Origin of the sequence: Paenibacillus brasilensis (assembly GCF_009363115.1) — a bacterium.
Classification (GTDB): Bacteria; Bacillota; Bacilli; order Paenibacillales; family Paenibacillaceae; genus Paenibacillus; species Paenibacillus brasilensis.
The window spans coordinates 4,716,396-4,738,599 of sequence record NZ_CP045298.1; the positions used below are offsets into that span (position 1 = coordinate 4,716,396).

At 48.3% G+C, this 22,204-nt stretch carries 14 protein-coding genes and 1 pseudogene; 12 read left to right on the forward strand and 3 right to left on the reverse strand.

Features of this window, described 5'->3' with window-relative positions; all coding sequences use genetic code 11:
* Positions 1-3: 3 nt before the first annotated feature.
* The 3 genes and pseudogenes from GCU48_RS22220 (at position 4) to GCU48_RS22230 (ending at position 3,437) form a co-directional block, all read left to right on the forward strand.
* Positions 4-1,913, forward strand: a pseudogene (locus GCU48_RS22220) (glycosyl hydrolase).
* A 57-nt stretch (positions 1,914-1,970) separates the two neighbouring features.
* Positions 1,971-3,107: a glycoside hydrolase family 88 protein gene (locus tag GCU48_RS22225; protein ID WP_152381482.1), complete on the forward strand. Its 1,137-nt coding sequence runs from the start codon at positions 1,971-1,973 to the stop codon at positions 3,105-3,107.
* A gap of 9 nt (positions 3,108-3,116) precedes the next feature.
* The gene (locus tag GCU48_RS22230; protein ID WP_244315845.1) at positions 3,117-3,437 is read left to right on the forward strand and encodes an RDD family protein; all 321 of its coding nucleotides are present in this window, start codon (positions 3,117-3,119) and stop codon (positions 3,435-3,437) included.
* 277 nt (positions 3,438-3,714) lie between these two features.
* On the opposite strand, the gene GCU48_RS22235 is transcribed toward GCU48_RS22230, so the two are convergent.
* Entirely contained in the window at positions 3,715-4,197 is a 483-nt protein-coding gene (locus GCU48_RS22235) for a GNAT family N-acetyltransferase (RefSeq protein ID WP_152381483.1), read from the reverse strand.
* Positions 4,198-4,343: 146 nt separating this feature from the next.
* On the opposite strand from GCU48_RS22235, the gene GCU48_RS22240 reads away from it, so the two are divergent.
* From GCU48_RS22240 to GCU48_RS22265, 6 genes are all read left to right on the forward strand, one after another.
* Entirely contained in the window at positions 4,344-5,180 is an 837-nt protein-coding gene (locus GCU48_RS22240; protein ID WP_244316335.1) for a LysR family transcriptional regulator, read from the forward strand.
* A 252-nt stretch (positions 5,181-5,432) separates the two neighbouring features.
* The gene (locus tag GCU48_RS22245) at positions 5,433-7,400 is read left to right on the forward strand and encodes an ATP-dependent DNA helicase (protein ID WP_152381485.1); all 1,968 of its coding nucleotides are present in this window, start codon (positions 5,433-5,435) and stop codon (positions 7,398-7,400) included.
* Positions 7,394-7,693, forward strand: coding sequence for a DUF6509 family protein (locus tag GCU48_RS22250; protein WP_025717304.1), 300 nt, complete (start codon positions 7,394-7,396; stop codon positions 7,691-7,693). The genes GCU48_RS22245 and GCU48_RS22250 overlap by 7 nt, the downstream gene beginning before the upstream one ends.
* Before the next feature lie 265 nt (positions 7,694-7,958).
* Positions 7,959-8,882 carry a PLP-dependent cysteine synthase family protein gene (locus tag GCU48_RS22255; protein WP_152381486.1) on the forward strand — a complete coding sequence of 308 codons (924 nt, stop codon included), beginning with the start codon at positions 7,959-7,961 and terminating at the stop codon, positions 8,880-8,882.
* 1 nt (position 8,883) lies between these two features.
* Positions 8,884-10,014, forward strand: coding sequence for a bifunctional cystathionine gamma-lyase/homocysteine desulfhydrase (locus GCU48_RS22260; RefSeq protein WP_152381487.1), 1,131 nt, complete (start codon positions 8,884-8,886; stop codon positions 10,012-10,014).
* 301 nt (positions 10,015-10,315) lie between these two features.
* Positions 10,316-13,066: a PHB depolymerase family esterase gene (locus GCU48_RS22265; protein WP_152381488.1), complete on the forward strand. Its 2,751-nt coding sequence runs from the start codon at positions 10,316-10,318 to the stop codon at positions 13,064-13,066.
* A gap of 153 nt (positions 13,067-13,219) precedes the next feature.
* On the opposite strand, the gene GCU48_RS22270 is transcribed toward GCU48_RS22265, so the two are convergent.
* Together GCU48_RS22270 and GCU48_RS27120 are read right to left on the reverse strand one after the other, a co-directional pair.
* Positions 13,220-14,137: a hypothetical protein gene (locus GCU48_RS22270; RefSeq protein ID WP_152381489.1), complete on the reverse strand. Its 918-nt coding sequence runs from the start codon at positions 14,135-14,137 to the stop codon at positions 13,220-13,222.
* The gene (locus GCU48_RS27120) at positions 14,130-14,282 is read right to left on the reverse strand and encodes a phage shock protein B (protein ID WP_167518747.1); all 153 of its coding nucleotides are present in this window, start codon (positions 14,280-14,282) and stop codon (positions 14,130-14,132) included. Before GCU48_RS27120 ends, GCU48_RS22270 begins: the two co-directional genes overlap by 8 nt.
* 317 nt (positions 14,283-14,599) lie before the next feature.
* Here GCU48_RS27120 and GCU48_RS22275 point away from each other — a divergent pair, with 317 nt between their 5' ends.
* Genes GCU48_RS22275 through GCU48_RS22285 form a run of 3 tightly spaced genes read left to right on the forward strand, consistent with a single transcriptional unit; the run spans position 14,600 to position 22,187 of the window.
* Positions 14,600-16,402, forward strand: a complete 1,803-nt coding sequence (locus GCU48_RS22275; RefSeq protein WP_152381490.1) for a vWA domain-containing protein — start codon at positions 14,600-14,602, stop codon at positions 16,400-16,402.
* A 24-nt stretch (positions 16,403-16,426) separates the two neighbouring features.
* Positions 16,427-19,816 (forward strand): tubulin-like doman-containing protein, encoded by a 3,390-nt coding sequence (locus GCU48_RS22280; RefSeq protein ID WP_152381491.1) that lies wholly within the window; start codon positions 16,427-16,429, stop codon positions 19,814-19,816.
* 4 nt (positions 19,817-19,820) lie between these two features.
* Positions 19,821-22,187, forward strand: a complete 2,367-nt coding sequence (locus GCU48_RS22285) for a transcription initiation factor TFIID (protein WP_152381492.1) — start codon at positions 19,821-19,823, stop codon at positions 22,185-22,187.
* Positions 22,188-22,204 lie beyond the last annotated feature (17 nt).

The following is a 22,204-nucleotide window of genomic DNA, read 5'->3' on the forward strand; positions in this document are numbered from 1 at the left end:
AGGATGAATAAACTGCATACAGGTAGCGTGTATCCTTGGCAGACAGAGCTGGAGAGATTTATAGAGCAACTGGAAACCACACTGAATCGAGTGGAGGACGAATGGACACGCCAACGTAAGCTTGCCATGCTGGAAAAGCTGGTTCGTGCATATACCCCGCATCAGGATGAAACCGGAGCTATCATTGACCCCCATTCTGAAAGTGAACGGTATTACTCTACCCCAGCCTATGCGCTGGCTGCGGCGGTGCTGGTTAAAGAAGGTCGGCATGATTTACTCGAATCTGCTGCTGCAGCTTTGACGCATAGCATCGCTTGTGTAGTGGAGGAAAAAGCGCCGGATCAGCACCCGGACTTTTTTCCCATCATGATGATGGGACGTACCGGCTTCTGAAAAATTTGCTGCCAGAACAAGCCACAGCCTGGAAGCAGCAGCTGAGCAGAATTGAGCCGGAGCAGACTTACATTTTTACGATGAGCAAAATGAAAAATCCGAACCGGATGATCAACTGGAATGCGATTATGATTTCCGGCGAGTTTTTGCGTGCTGCCGAAGGGCTTGCAGCCGATACCGAGTGGATGGAGACGTATATCCGCAGCTACCATTTGCCTCGCTTTACCGGCTTGGGACTGTACCAGGACGGTCCGCTGGACCGACCCAATAGCCCGTTCGCCTACGATATCGTCACTCGCTTTCATTTGGGCGTGATGCTGGAGAACGGATATGATGGCGGCTGCGCTCTGGAGCTTCGTGATCATCTTCGCAGAGGGGCGCTCAGCTCACTGCTGGCGTTATCCCCGCACGGGGAAATTCCGCCGCGTGGTCGAAGCGCGCAGCATCAGTGGAACGAAGCGGCTGCGGCCTTTGTCTTTACGACCCATGCACAGCAGGCTAATGCAGCAGGCGAGCACGGGCTTGCGGGTGCGTTCCGGCGAGCAGCGGACCTGTGCTGGCAGGCGATTAGCCGCTGGCAGGTCGATGACGGCAAGCTGCATATTGTCCGTAATCATTATCCGTCTGAGGCACGACATGGCTTCGAGGTGTACTCGAACCACACCTGCTACAGTCTGTGGACAGCTGCTGCACTGGCGTATACCCTTCTGCATAGTGAAGAGTTGGATGATATTTCTCCAACCTTGATCCCAGCTGAGATTGGTAGCCGGGTGCTGGAAACGGACGGCTGGTTCCAGACAGTTATTGCAGCCGTAGACGGGCAGCAAATGCTTGTGCAGACGTCGGTCAACGACCCGTACAATATTCCTGGTATCGTGCGTATTCAACAGTCTTCACTACCGCCACTGATCGGTCCGTCCTCAGCGGGCCATGCAGACCGCGGCTTTACAGGCTTTACGGAAGGGGACATTTTCCCGCTAAGCTATACTCCGGCCTGGCAAACGGAGGACGGGAAATGGCACAGTCTGTCAGAAGGCATCCCCGGAACGCTGGAATTCGACCGGGATGGAGGGATTGATCCGCAGGATGGTGGCGGGTCCGTACAGGTGGAGCAAAGCTCAGCAACTGATGGAGCAACGGATTTTACACTGCTATGGAGAGGCCCGTTCCCCGGGGTAAGGGAAATCCGGACACATTATCGTCAGGTGCGTGGAAAAATTGAGGTGAGATATGAGCTTCAAGGCAATATTCAGCATGTGGGGGCACTTATTCCCTTAATGGCGTATGACGGCCGGGAGCGCAGCGTAATTCATCATGTTATGTTAGCGGGAGAAGAAACGGAAAGCATTCGGGTGGAATACGCAGGCGCAAGCCTTGAAGTCATCCCGACAACGGAAGGAACGAACGTGGTCTGGCCAGAGGAATTAACTTCCGTAGCCTGCCGGAATGGCTTACTCAAGGGGGCGCGCCTGGAATGCACAGGAAGTCGTATTTCCTTTATCGTACGCCTGCCTGAATAATTAGGGCTGAAGCGATAGACATTTTTTAACTGGTGGAAAAGGGGAGAGGTAAAGTAAATGACAAAAACAGAAGCGTGGCTGGAGCAATCGTGGGAGCTGGCTTTGGACAAAACGCTTGCCTTGGCGGCAAGGCTGGGGGACGCTTTTCCCCATGTTGCGGAGGGCGGACGCTATGACAAGCGTGAGGAAGCGTGGTGGACAGCAGGCTTTTATCCGGGACTGCTATGGCTTGTAAACCGGGCTCGCCCTGACAGCGGAGCCGCCGGGATTGCGCAGCGGTGCGAGAGTCGTTTGGAAAAAGTGCTCTTTAACAGTGAAGCAGTAGACCATGATCTTGGCTTTATTTGGATGCTGAGCGGTGTAGCCGCCTATTGCTTGACCGGAGATGCAGAGTCCAGAAGACGGGGGCTGCTGGCTGCCAATCTGCTGGCCGCTCGTTTTAACGTGAACGGTCGCTTTATTCGCGCGTGGAATTTCCAATCGAAGGACATGGATACACGGGGTGTTGCGATTATAGACAGCATGATGAATCTTCCCTTGCTCTATTGGGCCTCGGAGGAAAGCGGAGATCCTCGCTTTGCTGCCCTGGCTGTGCAGCATGCGGATACCGTGGCCCGTGAATTTGTCCGTGCGGATGGCTCCATCGCACATGTGGTCGAATTTGATCCGGAGATTGGAAAAAGGGTCACCGAGCATGGCGGGCAGGGGTTCGCTCCCGGTTCTGCCTGGGCACGTGGCACGGCATGGGCTCTGTACGGTTTTACGCTTTCGTACGGATACACGCGCGATTCGCGCTATTTAAAGGTAGCTGAGAACACAGCAGACTTTTTCCTGTCCCAACTGGGAGATGCTTGTCTGCCTGTGTGGGATTTTAGAGCCGGAGAGGAACATCGCGAAGCATGGGATTCATCTGCTGCGGCCATTGCGGCAAGCGGTTTGCTGGAACTGGCAAAATATTCGACGCGTGCAGAGCATTTTACCCAAGCGGCAGAGTCCATTCTTATGGGCTTGCATCACACATGCACGGCGTGGGGCGAGGACCGCGAGGGATTGCTGATGAACGGAACGGTACATTATCCTGAGCAAAAATACATCAACGTTCCCATTATCTACGGCGATTATTTCTTTGTTGAGGCATTGGCAAAGCTGCGCGGAGAAGAAGGTTTGTTTAGTGTTGAAAGCAAAACAATATAGTGCGTAAAGTTGGGCAAAATAAAAGCAACACTAGGGAAGCTTGTATTTTCTCTAATTGAAATGAACAGCGAAGGAAAGCGGCTTGGATTCTGGCACGCCTCCGGGCGTAACTGGATTGAAGCTATTTCTTTTGTGACTATTTATATCATTTACATTGTGGTCGCTTTTACTGCGAAAAAACAGGGAGTCTACGATCTTTGTGCCAACACCTTAGTTGTGAATACTTCCAATGCGTCAGAGCAGGCTGCGAATAGCGTGGCCCATAAGGAAGCTGTCTCCACAACACTGACTACCCGAGAATACACTGACGCTCAAAACGTAAAGCTCTGATTTCGGTAAATCCTCAGAGAATCATGTATGTGGGTATTGAGCCGGGGGATTTGCTTACCTTGGGTGTACATCTAGTGGGTGCAAGCCTAAGCGTCATCCAATCCCAAATCGTGTCTGGGACCTCACCAAGTTTCTTCGGAAATAAAGTATTAGGCTAGCCCTGAAAATGAAACAGCGGTGGACCAGGACTTGAAAAAATAAAGTCTAGACTGCCGCTGCTTTTGTTGTGCCATCGTCTCCCGTTAAAGCTGGATCTTCGAAAATTTTGTCTCCCTATTCATTTTAGTTCCAACTCCATAAACACATCCGCTCTTACATAGGGCATGGGCCCGAGTTGCTCAATAGGAACGTGCTTGAACCCAACCGATTCGTAAAGATGAACAGCGTTTGGTAGCCTGGTGCTACTGCCCAAAAAGAGAGAAGTTGCGCCAAGCACGCGTGCGCGGTTAATGGCGGCATGGATGATTCTCCGTCCGTATCCGCGCCCTCGCGACTCGGGTGTAACGCCCATTTTCGAAAGCTCGAACACGCCAGCTCCGGTCGGAACGAGTGCAACGCATCCAACGATTGACTCGCCAGCGCGCGCGATGAGTACGTCTCCTCCTCGGTTCAAGATGTTCACCACCGGGTCATCGAGGATGGCACGGTCCGCTTCTTCGATGGCGAAGAGGCGATCGATCCATTCCTCATTAATTGTTTTGAATGCCCGAGCTTCTTCGGGCGTCTGCATTGAAGTGATCGTGAGCACTGTTTCAAGCATGCTATTACCTCCATTTGTATAGTCTACTTCCACTATAGAAAAAATCGAATAATTGATCAATGTCGATTATTTGATTATGATCATAGATAATATCTATGATTGGACGGTGGCAACTAATGGAACATCGATTATTGACTTATTTCTTAATGGTCTGCGAAGAGCTTCATTTTACGCGAGCGGCCGAACGGTTGTTGATCAGCCAGCCGACGCTCAGCCATCAGATCCAATTGCTAGAGCACCAGCTAGGTATGCCGTTGTTTACCCGCATTGGTAAGAAGATTTATTTGTCCGAGGCGGGATATATTTTGCGAAGCCATGCGTTAAACGCCTTTCACGAGTTGGACCAAGCTCGGGTAGCCATCGAAGAGCTTAGAGGCATGAAGCGAGGCCGCCTGCGGATTGGCTGTGCGGGCAATCATCTACTTTTGCCTGCCATCACTGCGTTTTATCGGCGGTATCCGGAGATTGAGCTGTCTGTTCAAGAATTGGCGACCGAGGAAGTCAAGGAGGGGCTGCTCACCAATCGGGTCGATCTCGGTATTGTCTATCTACCGCTAGAGCACAAGCAGCAAGAGAGCATTGAGCTGTTCGAGGACGAGCTGCAACTTGCCGTCACGGCAGGACACCCACTCGCCGCGGCGGATGTCGTCCCACTCGTCGAGCTTCAAGCACATCCTATCGCCATGCTTCAGCCCAAGTTTCTCGTACGCCAGTTCTTCGACAGGTATTGCGAGAATGCAGGCTTCCAAGCCAAGCCGATCCTGGAACTCTCCACTTTGGAATCATTGCTGCAGGTCGCGATGTCAGGTGTTGGTGCAGCCATACTGCCACGATCTTACCTCCAAACAGTTAACCAGCCTGCTATCAGCAAAATCTGCCTCAAAGATCCTGCTCCCACACGGAAGATTGGTCTGGTTTATCGCAAAACCTCCTATCTCAGTGCTGCAATGAAGACATTTATCACCCAAATGATGGTGCGATAATTCTCGACGCATTCTAAAAATGCATAATCTTGTTGAACTGCTGTTTGGAAAAAGTGACGATGCTGAATCCGGATCTCATTTCTTTTTAGTGATTGGGATGTAAAGACCATTGATTCGTCCTTTATTTTAAAGAGATTCTTATTTCGACATAAAAAAATGCAGCCTGTTCTTACAGTTTACATATTCCTTTTAGGTCGTTTTGGGTTATAATGAAAGGATGCACATTATGAACGAATTGGAGGCACAGCCCGATTGACTACTTACCCTTTTGCCTTTGATCCGTCCAAGCCGTTTATTGAGCAGGCAAGTGACTGGATTGCGGATGTATTTTATGAAGTTTTGCCTGAAGTCGGTTTTGAGGTTCGGGATGAACAAATTTATATGGCATTTCAGCTGGAGCGTGCCTATAAGGAGAAAAAGACCATTTTTGCGGAAGCAGGTGTGGGCACGGGCAAAACGCTGGTATACCTGCTGTACGCGATTGCATATGCACGGTACATGAGAAAACCTGCGATTATCGCCTGTGCGGACGAGTCACTGATCGAACAATTGGTGAAGCCGGAAGGGGATATCGCCAAGCTGGCACGGCATTTGAATCTGACGATTGATGCCAGACTGGGCAAGTCGCCGGATCAGTATATCTGCCTAAACAAGCTGGACGAGGCTCGAAGCGGGCTGGACGAGGATGCGGATGTCTTTCGTGATATTTATCAGGACTTGCCGGATTTTGTCCATTTTCCAGACACGTTGCAGTCCTTCATCCCTTACGGGAACCGCAAAGAATATCCTGAGCTAACAGACAGACAATGGAGCAGACTGGGATGGGATGTTTTTCAAGACTGTCTCGTTTGTCATCAGCGTCATCGCTGCGGGCAGACGTTGTCCCGTGATCATTACCGCAAGGCGGTAGATTTAGTGATCTGCTCACATGATTTTTATATGGAGCATGTATGGACCTATGAGGCGAGAAAACGTGAGGGACAGCTCCCGTTGCTACCGGAGCACAGCTCTGTTGTCTTTGACGAAGGTCATTTGCTGGAGACAGCAGCACAGAATGCGCTCACCTACAAACTGAAGCATACACAATTCGAAGCGATTATTACCCGTCTGCTCGAGGGAGAAATACGGGAATCCCTGGCAATGACGATTGAAGATGCGATATCCCAAAGTGAGGCTTTGTTTGCTGTGCTTCAAAAGAACAGCCAAGCTGTACATGGCTCGGATCGCAAGGAATTTAGTCTGGATGAGTCACTGATTCGAGAGGTGAACCGTTTCAGCGACTTGATCGGTACCATTGAAGAGGAGCTTGTCTTTGAAAGCGGACTATTCTCGTTGGATGAGTACCAGCTCAAGATCGTGGAAGAGCATCTTGAAATGATCCAGACGGCCCTGGCTTTGTTCAAACGCCCTGAACGTTTGATTTCGTGGGTGATTGAGGATCAGGATGGATTAACGCTCGTGGTTATGCCCAAAATGGTAAAAGAGATTCTCAAGGAGCGGGTATTTGCCCAGCATATGCCTATCGTATTCTCGTCAGCTACCCTTTCCGTGGAGAACTCCTTTGACTACATGGCGCAGAGCCTCGGAATTGAAAATCCGCTGACATTTTCCGTGGCTTCACCTTATGAGTATGCTGATCAGATGCAGGCGGCGCTGTATCCGTCACAACCGGGGCATAATCCTGTCGAAAGGGTGCTGGCGCTACTGGAGAAATCGCAAGGCAGAGCACTTATCCTGTTTCCTTCACAGGAGGAACTGGTTATATTTCAAACGGGCCTCACTGCTTATCCGGAGGCATCTGCTTATCGTTTTCTGTACGAAGGTTCGGCTGAAATCAGCCATCTGATCTCGGCTTTTCAGAATGATGAGGAAAGTGTCTTGTGCGCTGTTACTTTATGGGAAGGACTGGATATCCCTGGACCGTCTCTGTCGCATGTCATCATCTGGTCGCTGCCTTTTCCTCCAAATGATCCAGTGTTCACGTCTTTGCGCAAGGATGCGGCGGATCCATTTATGCAGATAGATATGCCTCATATGGCGCTTAGACTTAGACAAGGCATAGGACGTTTAGTTCGCTCGCGCAATGATCGGGGCTGGATCTCAATTATGGGTGAGGATTTAAATCGTCAAGAAGTACGTACTCAAGTTGAACAGCTACTGCCTGCGGGCGTAAAATGCACAGTAGTTGAAGGAAATCCGGAGGGAATAAAGACATGTTAAATTTTACATCGTACACGGTGGAGCAGATTAAAGACGCTTTTGGTATTTTGAGCGGGCAGCGGTATGAATTTATCATTGAGGTTGAAGTTGAAGAGGACGACGAGCTCTACACCGAAAACGGACTGCATATTCGCGCCCTTTATTTAGTAGACGAGGGAAAATCCAAATTGTTGAAGTATGAGCTGATTGAAAAAGCAACGAATCGTTACATTGATCTTGAACTTGAAGAAGATGAGTTGCAGGCCGTTGAGAGCTTTTGTAAAGAGCATGTAGAGGACGGGACTACAAAGTAATAGAATGGAACATTTAGCTGATATAGCTAACCTATAACGATTCATGATGTATAAAGGAGTCCTGGCTTGATCAGGCTCCTTTTTTTCATGACCAGACAAGGGGATATTATTTGACAAATGCTTGAATTACACATAAAATCTTATTGCATCAATACTTACCGTATTACTATGTTTTTACGGAGATGATAGCGAACTTCTCCGACAATGGGTGTTATTTTTGACCATTGATTTATTTTGGATTCGCCATTAAAAGGAGCTTGAAATTATGAATGTATATCACAATACTCTTGAACTTATTGGACGCACGCCACTCGTGGAGCTGAACAGCTATTCTCTACCGAGAGGAATTCGTTTGTTCGCCAAGCTGGAGTTTATGAATCCCGGCGGTAGTGTGAAGGACCGGGTGGGTAAGGCTCTCATTGAAAAAGCATTAAAGACAGGTCAGTTGAAGCCAGGCGGGACTTTAATTGAAGCAACAGCAGGTAATGCAGGTATTGGCCTTGCGATGGCGGCGCTTCATTACAATATCTCGGTTATTTTTGCTGTACCTGAGAAGTTCAGCCAAGAGAAACAGGACCTGATGAAGGCATTGGGAGCACGCATCGTTCATACCCCGACAAGTGAGGGAATGAAGGGAGCCATCGAGAAAACAAAAGAATTGGCTGCTGAAATTAAAGATGCTTACTTGCCACGTCAATTCAGCAATCCGGATAATCCAGAGGCATATTATACGACAATGGGCCCTGAAATTTGGAACGATCTGGATGGAAAAGTCGACGTATTTGTGGCAGGAGCAGGCTCGGGGGGAACATTTATGGGAACCTCGCGTTATCTTAAGGAGCAAAACGCAGCCATTAAAACGGTAATCGTGGAGCCGGAAGGGTCCATTTTGAATGGCGGCGAGTCAGGTCCGCATAAAACAGAAGGAATTGGCATGGAATTGATCCCTGAGTTTGTGGATAAAGGGTATTTTAATGCCATTCATACGATTAGCGATGTTGATGCATTTAACCGTGTCAAGGAACTGGCCGCACGTGAAGGAATTCTCGTTGGCAGTTCTTCAGGGTCTGCTTTGCATGCTGCTTTACTGGAAGCAGAGAGTGCACCGGACGGCGCACATATTGTAACCATTTTCCCGGATAGCAGCGAACGTTATCTGAGCAAAAAAATATATGAAGGCGGGATATAAAATGAAACGCAAAACAAAACTGATTCACGGTGGTCTTCCTACCGATCCCCATACAGGTGCGGTTAACGTTCCTATTTATCAGGTAAGCACTTATGAGCAAGAGGAGATTGGTGTTCACAAGGGCTACGAATATTCGCGTACAGGCAATCCGACCCGGTTTGCACTGGAAGAGCTGATCAAGGAGCTGGAGGAAGGCAAACGTGGTTTTGCATTTGGCTCCGGGATGGCAGCGATCCATGCGGTATTTTCACTGTTCAATGCAGGAGATCATATTCTGCTGACGGATGATGTATACGGGGGCACCTATCGTATCGTAAGCAAGGTGCTCAGTCGGATCGGGATCGAGTCCACATTCGTGGATACGACTGACCTGGAGGCCATCTCCAAAGCAATCCGTCCGAATACGAAGGCACTGTATGTGGAAACGCCAACGAATCCGCTGTTGAAGGTTACAGACATTCGTGCAGTTTCGGAGCTGGTGAAAAAAAATAATCTGTTGTTGATTGTTGACAATACATTTGCCACTCCTTATTGGCAGACACCTATTACACTCGGAGCGGATATCGTCGTTCACTCTGCTACCAAATATTTGGGTGGACACAGCGATGTTGTAGCCGGGCTGGCTGTAGTAAACAGCGACGAGCTGGGAGAGCAGCTTCATTTTGTGCAAAACGCCATTGGCGGTATTCTCGGCCCGCAGGATTCATGGTTATTGATCCGTGGTATCAAAACTTTGGGTCTGCGTATGGAAGCGATCGAGCAAAATGCGAAGGCAATTGCAGCCTTTTTGGAAGAGCATCCGAAGGTTAGCAAAGTATACTACCCTGGACTGGAAAGCCACGCGCAGCATGAGCTGTCCAAAACACAGGCAGATGGCTTTGGCGGCATTATTTCCTTTGATGTAGGCAGCGATGCCAATGCGGTTGCACTCCTGAAAAAGGTGAAATATTTTACGCTGGCTGAGAGCTTGGGGGCGGTTGAAAGTCTGATTAGCGTTCCAGCACGTATGACACATGCCTCCATCCCGGTAGAACGCCGTGCAGAGCTGGGTATTACTGAAGGTTTGGTGCGGATCTCAGTGGGGATTGAAGATATAGAGGATTTGATTGAGGATTTACAGGCAGCATTGTAGGACTAAAAAAGGTATAAAGATCAAAAGAGGCGGCTGAGGCTGTCTCTTTTTCTTTTTTGTTCCGATCTTATTGCTTTCCTCGAAAACCGAGTATAATGCTCGGCGGAGCGAAACTCGTGGAGCGCTCTGCTTTCTTCGGTTTTTTGGTTTATCACAGCTTCTTTTTTTGGAAAAACAGAGGAGTAAATAGAAATGATAACGAATAGTTTTATATAGTTGCTTTTAAGGTTAACGGAAAAATTTCTGGAAGAATATCGTGGTTACGTCTTTCGAGGAAACAAAAACCTGGAGGGGGAATGTTATGAGGTTCACACATCTGGAAAAAGCAACAACTGTGCTGTCGGATCATCCGGTTCGCTTGACGTCTGCTTATGCAATTGGTCCGGTAGAGCTGTCGGAAAATTGCGGTGTGGGCAGGGAATGGTCGAATCATTTCACCCATGAAGACTGGAATTTGGAAAAGGCATGTGAAGAGGGACTAGAGCTCGCAGCCGGGGGAAAGGTAGCCTGCCGATTATTAACCGAGCTTGACCCCCGGAATGTGGAACTGAATTTAGGTGTTTTTCCGCCTTTGGCCGAGCAAGAAAGGCTTTTATTGGTTTCCAACCTTCGTTGTATGACAGCACAGGAAGTCGTTATCAGACCGTTTGAAGGGACAGGACAGATTTGGATAGACGGCATACTGGTATATGCGGAATCCGGTCCTTTTCGCTTGTATATGGAGGAAGGCGATCATACAGTGATCATCATCGCAGCGTTTATTCCCGATGAAGCCCGTTCTATTCGTATTAGCGGAAATCAGATATGCGATCATCCAGATGTGGCAGAACTGCATCGTGAATTTGTAGAGCGTAATATACGTTTTCATATGGCTTGGCTGGAGGTTGAGAACAGTGCGGAGAGGGAGGGGGAGAAAAGCTCGATCTCGTTTTATTTGCTGCGTAAGGATCGTGTGGATCTTCCAGCAGATCAAATGGTATGGGTTGAGGTAACGAATGATGCGGGAACGAAGCTGGATCGGTTTCCAGTAACCTGGGAGCAGGAGCAAAGATACGCCTGGGATAAGGAAATGATCGAGAACACGGGGATGCTGCATTTTACGGTTACATATCAGGATCAAAAGGCAGGAGAGCATCGTTTTGTATACTCGGTACTTGTACGTCCTTTGTCTGACGTTGTGCAAGGTTTGCAAGAAGAATATGACCATTACAAGCAAGCTCATGCCAAGGATACTAATGCTGTACAAAAAATACAGATTGAAGGACTACTAGAGGAATTAAAAAGGTTAACGGCCTTGCCGGAAGATCCTTTTGAAATCTGGGATTATAGGGTTGTACGTGAATATATCCAGCTATTAAAACAAATTTTCACATATGGATTCGCCGAACAGTCTCAGCATCCGTTTTCATTTCAGGAAAACAGCATCTTTTTGTCTCCTGACGGACTTGGTGAAGGCTTTTTTGTCTCCCGTTTGGATAACAGTATACAGCGCTATACCGTACAGCTTCCAAGAAGCTATTCGCCAGAACAGCAGTATCCATTGATTGTCCTGATGCCGGGCAAGCGGTATGAGCTGGGTCTGCCGGACTTCCAGCAACGTAATTTCGGGCGGGACTGGGAGGAGGAGGCGTTATTCGTGACTTTTTCGTGTCGTGGCGTGACATTGGGCAGCTATATTGGCGAGGCTGCTTTTCTGGAGGCGTTAGAGGTCATTCTGCAAGCGTACCCAGTACATGAAGACCGAATCTATCTGACGGGTTATTCTAACGGAGCATATGCTGCCTGGGCAATGGCACAGGCGTATCCTTCGCGTTTTGCGGCTATTGCTGTAATCGCAGGTGCGCCACATCCCAAACAGCTAATGAATCTGTCCAATTTGCCTATATTAAACATCGTTGGCGAGCAAGATTATCTGTTTGCCCAAGCCTATGAGGCTCCTGCGGCCGAACTTGCATCCAGTCATTTCAAAGGTGTGGTGGAGCAGGGCTCTAATCATTGGGATACGCATGAGCTGAGGCTTTTGGACGGCGTGCTGGGCTGGCTTATGCAATGGAAAAGAGATGCCGCACCTCAGCGTATTGCTTACCGGACGGAACGGGACAGACATAATCGTGCTTATTGGCTGGAACTGACACGAATGGATGAACATGAGGAATATGCTGAGCTGTACGGTGAAATGAGCACAACGGGCAAATTGGACGTTACAGCCGTTCATGCTGACGAATTTATCATTCACCTTTCTCATGAGGTCATGGCCTTGGAGCTGGCCCAGGTTCGTATCGGTGCTCGTATTTTCGTGCTGGATCTGCTGGAATACAGTCGTTTTCGCTTTGTTAAAATGGAGTCACAGAAGCGCCCCTCACCTGAATACCGTTTGATTGCTGAACGGGGGAAAGAAAGCGGTGTAAGCTCTACAAAAGAAACAGAGGTCGAGCAGGAAATAAACGGAATAGGCAGCGCAGGAAGAAATGCTCGAAGCCACGGCATGGGCGTGCTTGACGTTTATATGGATCGACTTCATATTGTCCTTCCATCCAGTTACGCTACACCGGAGGAAGAACAGGCGATGAAACGGACAGCGAACGCCTTGGCCAACCCGCGGACAGCGACCTGGAATCCCTATATCGGTGTCCATTATCCTGTAGTGTCTGCTAGTGATATATCGGAGGAGGAGCTCGCTGACAGTAACGTGATCTGTATCGTTTCGGGCTTGGCCAGACATGAGCTGCTTCAGCGACACCAGGGAAATCTGCACCTCGAATGTACGGAGGAAGGATACACACTGGGCGGTGATTTCATAGCAGGGGAATATGGTCTGTCATATATTCAACCCAGCCCTTGGTCTGCATGCCGGCAAATGCTTGTCGTAGCGACCAATTCCCCCCGAATGCTAGGCAAAAACCTGTTTATGCGCAAGCTGATTATGCCCGGTTATTTTAATGGTCTACACCCGTATTTGAATAAGGAGATTATTGTGTATGATAGCAAGGGTGTGCGTGCTTTTAATTTTACTTCCATTCAAGATGCGTGTCACAAGCTACAAGGTCAATAATGAAGACAAGCTAATGAGACACATATATCCTGTTAAAGTCCAGAAATTAAAAACCGTCCGGAGGCACATTGGCGATCCTGACGGTTTTTTTCTGATTTGTTGCAGTGATTTGTGCTCGATATGACGTCATATATAAAAGGGTGTTGTAGCCAATCAGCTTTTATACTGCTCCATCAGATACAGGATCTTCACTTCATCGGCCAAATCTCCGAAGGGTTCTAACGGATATTCCTGAATGATATGATATAATCGTTGGACTCGTTCCTTGGGTAACTTGCGAGCATATCTGGAAATAAATGCGGCATGGGTGACCACGTAACGCTTTTTGCGGACAGCCGCATTGGCTACGCGGACGAGAATATCCTCACCCCCTGCCATTTCCAATATGCGACGCTCATAAAAGACGACGTACCGGAAGGTTCGATCCTTGATCAGCTCACGCTTCAATCTGGCAATCTCTCCGATATATCTGACCATAAGCGGCTCAAAGCTTTTGATCAGGAGAGGGTCTAGTGTCAGCTCCATGTCTTTGCGAAGAACAAAAGATTGCAGCAGGGCGACCTGCTGAAGCCTTATCCGGTCGTTATGAATGAGAACGGCAATCTCACGCAGCATCTCATAGGAGACACGCTCACTGAGCTGTCGCAGAGCAACTGCATTTTTATGATTGACGTTTAGCCCCTCCTGGATCTGTGCTATGCGTCCTCTGAACAGGCGTATAAGCTGTCTGCGCTTTTCAAAAGGGTAAATACGCTGCTGCAGAAGCACCAAGGGCAGCAGGAGAAGTGCACCGACAATACCACACAGAAGCATTTGCTGCGTTGAATGACCAAAAAAGACAGCAGCGGCCAACAGCACAATGCCAACGGCGAGGTCTTTACGGAAATAACGTTTGGCACTAAGCTTGGCGTATTGCTCTACAGGAACCAGCGCATCCCGCCCGCAGGATGTACACTTCTCTTCCCAAAGGGCGGTGAATTGTCCACAACGCTTGCAGATTCTCAGCTTCTGAAAGGCATGCTCTGTGCGGGCAAATGGGCGGAATTGTACTGTCTGTTTGGAACTATTCATTGCGCTCACTTCTCCGGTTCAGCAGTGCCAGAAGCTCAGTGTCGATTTGCGTAATCGACGGTGCACGTTTTTTATGTATATAGTAAATGATTAATTTAATAGCGACAAAAAGAAACAAAATCGCCAGACATCCGTATGAGATCATAGTGTACTTCCTCTTTCTGCTTAGATTTTTAGTGCGAAATTTTACATGGGCAGGTTTCGCTGCTGTTATTTTTGTCGTATAAAGGAGAAGGCTGGTGCCCGATTGCCCTTGTTGGGGTATAATTATATCATTACTGCAGGATATTGGTAAAATCTTGCGGTATAACAGGCTTTTTTGGTGACATCAAGACCCTTCGGGCAGTATTTTCAGCTGGCGTTCATGTAAAACTCATTATAATTTAATAGTAGGGGAGTACAACTGTAACTTAGAATGGGAAGTTTCAAGAATGAGAATTAACCGGCAAAGGGGTACAAGCGATGTTTAGTAGAGACAGAAAATGGTTATTGGTCATCGGAATTATATGTGCAATGATCATGACTTCGATTTCGGCATGGCAGCCGCAGACGGCGAATGCCGCTTCACCCTCTGCCTCTAAGGTAGATGCGGTGCTGGTCGTCGATGTAAGTAATTCCATGAACACCAGTGATCCTGGAAAAATTGGCAATGAAGCCATGAAAATGTTTATTGATATGCTGTCGACGAAAAATGACAAGGTTGGGATCGTAGCGTACACGGATGTTGTACAACGCGAAAAAGCCCTGCTTAATATTACGTCTGAAGCGGATAAGCAGGAATTGAAGGCATTTATTGACGGACTGAACCGGGGGGCGTATACTGACACCTCCGTAGGAGTCAAGGAAGCGATCCGCATTTTGCAGGATGGCAAAACAGCCGGACATGCGCCTATGATCGTTATGTTGGCTGATGGCAATAACGATTTTAATAAAACGACAGGCAGAACCGAAAGCCAGTCCGAACAGGATATGGCGAAGGCTGTAGCCGAAGCTAAAAATAACGGCGTTCCGATCTACACCATCGGTTTGAATGCGGACGGAAAGCTGAATAAAAACAAGCTCGCCGACATTGCGCAGCAAACGGGGGGCAAGTCCTTTATTACAAGCTCGGCGGATGATCTACCGAACATTTTGAGTGAAATTTTCGCCAGCAATTTGAAATTGAAGGTTGTGCCCTTGCAGTCCATTACGGCTAACGGCAACTATCAGGACGTTACGGTAACCGTGCCGAACGATAGCGTGCTGGAGGCTAACATTTCGATTATGTCCTCGAAGCCGGTGGATGCAAGATTGATAGACCCGTCGGGTAACACCAAGCCTATTCCTTCGAGCGATGTACTGTTGTCCAAGTCGAAAAGCTACTCACTGATCAAACTGCTCAAGCCTGTAGCTGGCGACTGGAAGCTTCAGGTCAAGGGAGTCCGGCAGGATCAGATTGATATTAATCTGATATTTAACTATGATTTGGAGTTGAAGATGGACGCTCCGCCTGCCAAATCGTACAAAAAAGGTGACACGGTTCAAATTCGTTCTTATCTGACGAGTAATAACCAGCAGCTTCAGGATCAGGAATTGTATGCGAATATGAATGCTGTTCTGAAAGTCAAGGACCTTGATTCCGGTACAACGAAAGAGGTGCCGCTAACCAATACGGGGGATGCCTTTACCGGCTCCTACACGATTCCGGATGAGCATGATTATGAACTGACCGTCAGAGCAGAGGAAAAGAGCTTTTACCGTGAAACCCAGCCGCTAACCATCAGTGCCAAGGCTGGGGCGGGCAGTGGTACGAATAGAGGCACGGCGGGATCGACAGCACCTGCTGAAAAAACCAAGCTGCTGCCACTCATTCTTGCAGGGCTGGGACTGCTTGTGCTGCTGATTGCTGCATTTTTCATCTGGAAGGCTGTCAAAAAAGCCAATCGTGGCTTTGTCGGCCAAATTGTACTGGAAATCCGGGATGAAAATACCGGAGAAAAAACGTACCCGCAATACAAGAAGCTGAACACCTTTCGGGGCAAATTCAATCTGCACCAGTTGCTGCAACTGGCACCAGAATTTGCCGGAACCGATAAGGTGGTGTTCACGCCAGCCAATCAGGATCGCATCATGGTGCGCAGCACCGCGGAGATTACGATTGAAAAATCCGGGCGAGCTGTAGACACAGGCAGCGGTCTTGAACTGAAAAACGGTGATCGTCTGACGATCCCGCTGGCTAGTGTGGACAAAACCATTTTACTGGAATTCATTTCAGTGAACAGCTAAACGAACCCTTAGGAGGTCAAATCTATGAAACCAGTAGTTAGAGAGCATATCCAACAATTAGACGTATCACTCGGTGGGGGGATCGTAAGCGATAAGATTAGAGTTGATACCATTGATAATCCTATATTAATTATCGGACTTGGAGGTACGGGGATTGATGCCCTCCTCCGCTTGAAATATCAAATTAATCGCAGATTCAAGCTTCCGGCAGATCCGATTTCCAAGAAAAAGAGCGAAAAGCCGGACAATGTGGAATTTCTCGCTTTTGAAACAAACGAGCAAGACCGCAACAAAAAATACAAAGGGATTGGTTTGGACCCGATCAATGAGTTTGTATTGTTGTCCAATGCCGAAATCGGCGGATTACTGCAAAATCGCAGCATCTTGGAGCCTTACATTACCGATTGGCTATCTCCTGAGCTGAGCATTACCGATGGAATGAACGGAGCCGCAGGGGTACGTCAGGCTGGACGCTTGCTGCTGTTTACCAAGATCAATCAGGTCGTACAAAGCATTGACAAAAAAATCAAAACCCTGTCTGAAGGGACCAACAAGAAGCTGATGGTGTTCCTGCTGTCCGGTTTGTCTGGGGGTACTGGAAGTGGTACCTTCCTTGATATCTCATATATCGTCCGGGGAATTATTGAGCGCGACTACGGCTCGGCAGGTGTGGACCGTGTGAACACATTAGGTTATCTGTTTACACCGGATATTAATCTGGCCAACAAAAGCCTGAGCGAGCATACACGTGAATATATTAAAAAGAACGGCTATGCTGCTCTGAAAGAGCTGGACTACTGGATGAATGTGGATAGCCGTGGGGAACGCTTTAAGCAGCAGTACGGTAACATTCTAACCGTAAACTCGCCGCTGCCGCCGTTTAACCTGTGTCACCTTATTTCGGCTACGAATACGGAAGGCAAGCTGCTGGAAAATGCTTATGATTATTGCATGAATGTCACCGCCGAGAACATCACCAACTTTATGGCGAGTGAGGAAAAACAGTCGGGCGAGGAGTTCGCCATTCATGACTATATCAGTAACATTCGTACGAACATTGCACAAATGAATAAGACCTATCCGGCAAACTACGACTACAATATTATCGGGGCCTCCTCGGCAGTATTGCCTATGGAGGAAATGACAACGTATCTGGCTTACCGGATGTTTGGTAAAATGTCCAAGATGTTTGAACAATCGCCGAATCAAGAGGATGTAGAGAAGTTTGCCCGCAAGTTGGGTGTTGATCTGGATAGCATGATCAAAAACTTTGAATCACGCGTACCAGAGCCACTGCCGGGATTTGAAAATAGTGAACGATTAAGCTATAGCAATGTTGTGAAAATGCAAGTTGTCAATATGGACACTGAGCTGGAGCAAACGTTTCTGACACGTGCCCGCGAAGAATATATCAAGGCGAAAAAACAGCTTCCAGGCGAAATTACCGGGCAGTTTACAGATCAGATTCGCCGGATGTTCCTGCATCCCGAGCAAGGACCGTTCTATGTATCTCGCATGATTTATACTGAAAAAGGATTCAGTTTGCTGAAAATGCTGCTTTCTTATATCGAGACGTTACGTGAATCACTGCACCGTATCCCTACGGATATCGAATGGGCGCGGGAGCAGGCAAATGAGAAGCTGGGCGATGCCAAGAGCGCGTTTGTGTCTAAGGATAAGAAGAAAAATGCGTATATTGAAGCAAAAATTAACGAATATTGGCTGCGGGCTGATGTGGAGCGTACAGAGCAGCTTATTGAATTTTATGAAGACCTGTATGACCTGCTTAATAAAGAAAACAACCGCATTTATAATGTATTTACTGAAATTTTGAACGCACTGAGTGCCATTTTCGAAAAGAACGGCGACCTGCTGATCAATGGCGAGGAACAGTCCGATCATAAAGGCAACAAAACATACTACTGGAATTTGGTAAGTGTCCCGGATATTTCTGAAGTCGTGACCAAGCTGCTGGATAAGCGTAACGGTGATGATTTGATTCGTGATTTTGCCCAAGAATTGCTGGAAAATTCAGATCAATGGGTCAAAGATCAGGATATGGACATCATCAGCTCGATTTCCAATTTCTTAACTGATAAGTTCGGTGATCTCATTATCCGTTCCATGGAGGATTTCCTTGTCATGAAATACGGGCAGGATGAAGCGATTGAAAAATTTGTGGAGCGCTACATCGCGAGCAAGCTGGATGAGGAGGCCGTACCTGTCTTCCATCTGAGTAATAGCTCAGGTAATTTGTACTTCCCGTCATGGGGATTTGTATCAGTACCTGTTCAGTCGCCTAACATTTTGAAGGGTGTTCGCAATTATCAAAATAATGCAATTGGCAAATCGCACTTTACGATTAAAGAGAGTGAAGTCCGTAACCGTATTTTCTGGCTCAATACGCGCAATGGTGTCCCGCTGTTTGTATATACACCGCTCAAAGTGTATGAAGAGAGCTATGAAAAAACGATTCTTGACCGCGAAGGTATCGGCCGTCATTTGGTACAGACAGGTCAGAACAACTGGACCAATCTGCCTTCGCCGATTCCTGAAAAATCATGGGGAGAAACCTATGTTAACCCGCGTGTGCAGGCATACAATGCCCGTATCCGTAATGACTTTGACCAAGCGAAGACACTTGGCGTTATCCGTGAGAAGGACGTCGATCAGAATACGAGCAGCCGCTTTACCGTGCTGCGTTCACGCGCGCTGGATTTGAACGCACTGCTGGCAAGCTACGATATGCGTTTGCAGGAATCCAAACCCAATCTGGGTGAGGTGAAGAGAGCATGGTCCGAGCTGAAACGTCTACTGGCAGAGGGACTGGAGCAGACGGGAAGCAAAGACATCTTTGGCAGCATCAATGAAGAGATGGCAAAGGAAAACCTGATCCGTTCACCGGAGTTAACGCAGGTAGTTCGTGAAGAATTGGCGAAGTATACCCAGATCGAAGCGAAGGCTGCGGAGCTGGAAGCTTTGCTGGGCAAATATCAGGATGAGGAAAAATGGCTGGATCAGTTCATTCAGGCTCTTTATACCGACACGATTACGAAAAAAGGCGCTTTGTACGTCTATGACCGTGACGAAGAGGAAGAGGCTTGGGAGCCGTTTGCCAATGTCATGAAGAGCCGAAATTATGTGGAGTTTGAAGTGTTTACAAACTTCCGCGGTCTGGAAGAGAAAAAACTTGCAGCCCTGATGCGTAAGGCGGATCGCCGTGATGCTGTGTTGACTTCATCGGAGGATATCACACCCTTGCTGACGAAGCTGGATGAACTCGCTGCGACTTATACAGAAGCTCGTAACCAATTGGAATATGAAAAGGTGGAGCTGGCCAACGGAGCGGAACTTTATGCGTTTTATGCTCAAATGGCCGGGAAATTAAACGACATCCGCAGAAAGTTGAAGTAAAAGTATGAGAGAGCAGTTGTTACGTTATGCGGCTGACTATGCAGCCGCAGAGGACCAATTAATCGGAAGCGGGGATGGACGCAGCAGCATCCATTTCCCGTCCGTGTTTCTTTTTATCGGTGACGGTATGGGATCGGTGATGAACACCATTGCAGATATCAATCGGACCAAGTGGGATAACAGCACAGGGGTAACGTATATTCAGATTCGTTCGCAGGAAGAGCAGACGGCCGTAGACCATTCTGTGGATGCTATAATGCATACGGTAGCAGTGCCGGAGGATAGCAGCCATCAAACGATACGCCGTGATTTGCATCAGGCTTTTTATACACATGAATCGCAGCTGATTGAACTTAACACCGCATTGCGCCGTGCAAGTGGGCATTTGGCGGATTACGGTCGATTGTATTCCTCGTTCGAGCGTGTCCATTTGTCGATCTTGACGACAGCCGATGATCCGATGAATGTATTGGTTCCCGAGATTACGTTGTTGGCGGAATATATTTTTGCACAATCCTTCAAATCAGTACAAATGGATTTGTATGTGCTGGTGAGTGAAGGCGATCAGGCAGCTCAATTCGGCTACCGTAGTGCAGCATCCGTTGCTTTTATGCGGGAGCTGGACTATATTCAGAGCCCGGAGTTTACGTTTATGGCACCGCTCCATATGACCGAGGACAAATTGACCATCCCGGTATCCCATGCTCCATCGCCGTTGTTCGATCTTGTTTATGTGCTGTCCGACAAGAACGAGCGCGGCATAACGGTGCCAAATAGCCTGCGCGAGAGCTGCGACATCATTTGTCACATTCAGCTTCTCAAAAACCGTTATCAGGCAGGAGATTCCTATCGGTCACAGGATGGGGGCTACAACAATACATCGTTTAAGAACAACATCATGACAGAATCCGGGCGGCAGGGTTATGTGTCGGCCGGATTTTCCCGGGTCAAGCGCCCTAACGAGTCGATCGCGCTTACGGTGCTGTATCACTTTTATGTGAAGCTGCTGGCACGTATGAGAACGGAGCGGGAGTGGGACGTGCGCGATAAGCTGACTTATTTTGGTTTGGATGCAGCCGCACGCAGCCGCACGCGAAATGATCTTGTGCCTGGTAATGAGGCGATCGCGGACATGAGCGCGCTGATGACCAGTGGAGCCAGCTATGGCTTGTTGAAGCGAATGACATTGCGTGAGGCAGAGGAAGCCTTGTTTGGTCAGGGCTGCGAAGCCTTTTTCCGCGATAACTGTGAGCGAATCGTACACAAACATCTGGGCGATTTTCAGGCGGAATTACATCTGCAGTCGGCTGTGAACACAGCTGCCAAGGAGCATCCCGAAATCGGTTTATTCGAGCTGGCGGACTGGACGGATGAGAATAAACCGGGGAATGTGCTCACAGCTATACGGGGACTGATTCGTGATATGACTAATGATTTGCAGATCAGTGCTGCCGAGCTGGATACCCTGTATAGCGGGCGAGTGGAGGATCAGCCCTTTCAACGGCTGCCGCTCTTGGATAAGCATAATGTGCGCAGCTTGATCCGTTACCTGACAGAGACAGTCTACGGACATAAGCTGCATATGCTGCGGATTCAAGCGGATTTGGAGCTATTGCGCCGCTATGAGCTGGCGCTTGAAAAATGGCATGCGCAGGCAAAGCATATTACGGCACAGCTTGCCAGTCTGGAGCGTGAACTGCATCAAGCCGTAACAGACAGTATTCGTCAGGCTGACAGCTACACGGGTCAAAACCTGTTCGAGTATTACGAGCGTGTGACAGAGGATGTAATGCACGAGCTGGAAACCAAACGGGGGAAATCAGTATTCTTTGATCCCCGCCATATGGGTCCTGTGTCCGGATTGCTGGATGGAGGTTTGTCCCTACTCGTGGATCGACTTACACAGACCTGCCGCACCTTAATCCTCAGCTCACAGCCGTTTAATCAGACATTTGAAGAGGAACTGCTACGGCGTGCCAATGTAGCCGCTGCATATGAAAATCGGCTGGTAGTTCCAAAGGATGAGCTGTTTAAAAAGCTGTACCAAACATTAGAGCAGCATGGCGGAATTAATGTGCGCCTGCTCGACTATACCCATGAGCATCGGTATGAGGAAAAGTATTTCTTTGGTGACTACGAAGGCGAATTTCTTCCTTATGCGATGGACGTTGACATTACCTCGCGTATTTACAAGCTGGGCTTTGTACATGAACGTCGCAGCAGCGGGGTGGAAAAGCTGCATTTGATGGGTGGCTTCCATCTGGAGGATCTGATGGTGTATCGCAACGGTAAGACGTATTATGAGACATATACTGCGAACGGTTTCGAGTTTCACGGAATCGCCGCGGATCGGTTGCCGGAATTGCGGTAGCCTTATATTTATCCTAC

Coding starts and splice junctions, on each gene's coding strand:
- GCU48_RS22225 (WP_152381482.1), top strand. CDS start 1,971: ATGACAAAAACAGAAGCGTGGCTGGAGCAATCGTGGGAGCTGGCTTTG.
- GCU48_RS22235 (WP_152381483.1), bottom strand. CDS start 4,197: ATGCTTGAAACAGTGCTCACGATCACTTCAATGCAGACGCCCGAAGAA.
- GCU48_RS22240 (WP_244316335.1), top strand. CDS start 4,344: ATGGTCTGCGAAGAGCTTCATTTTACGCGAGCGGCCGAACGGTTGTTG.
- GCU48_RS22250 (WP_025717304.1), top strand. CDS start 7,394: ATGTTAAATTTTACATCGTACACGGTGGAGCAGATTAAAGACGCTTTT.
- GCU48_RS22255 (WP_152381486.1), top strand. CDS start 7,959: ATGAATGTATATCACAATACTCTTGAACTTATTGGACGCACGCCACTC.
- GCU48_RS22260 (WP_152381487.1), top strand. CDS start 8,884: ATGAAACGCAAAACAAAACTGATTCACGGTGGTCTTCCTACCGATCCC.
- GCU48_RS22265 (WP_152381488.1), top strand. CDS start 10,316: ATGAGGTTCACACATCTGGAAAAAGCAACAACTGTGCTGTCGGATCAT.
- GCU48_RS22270 (WP_152381489.1), bottom strand. CDS start 14,137: ATGAATAGTTCCAAACAGACAGTACAATTCCGCCCATTTGCCCGCACA.
- GCU48_RS27120 (WP_167518747.1), bottom strand. CDS start 14,282: ATGATCTCATACGGATGTCTGGCGATTTTGTTTCTTTTTGTCGCTATT.
- GCU48_RS22275 (WP_152381490.1), top strand. CDS start 14,600: ATGTTTAGTAGAGACAGAAAATGGTTATTGGTCATCGGAATTATATGT.
- GCU48_RS22280 (WP_152381491.1), top strand. CDS start 16,427: ATGAAACCAGTAGTTAGAGAGCATATCCAACAATTAGACGTATCACTC.
- GCU48_RS22285 (WP_152381492.1), top strand. CDS start 19,821: ATGAGAGAGCAGTTGTTACGTTATGCGGCTGACTATGCAGCCGCAGAG.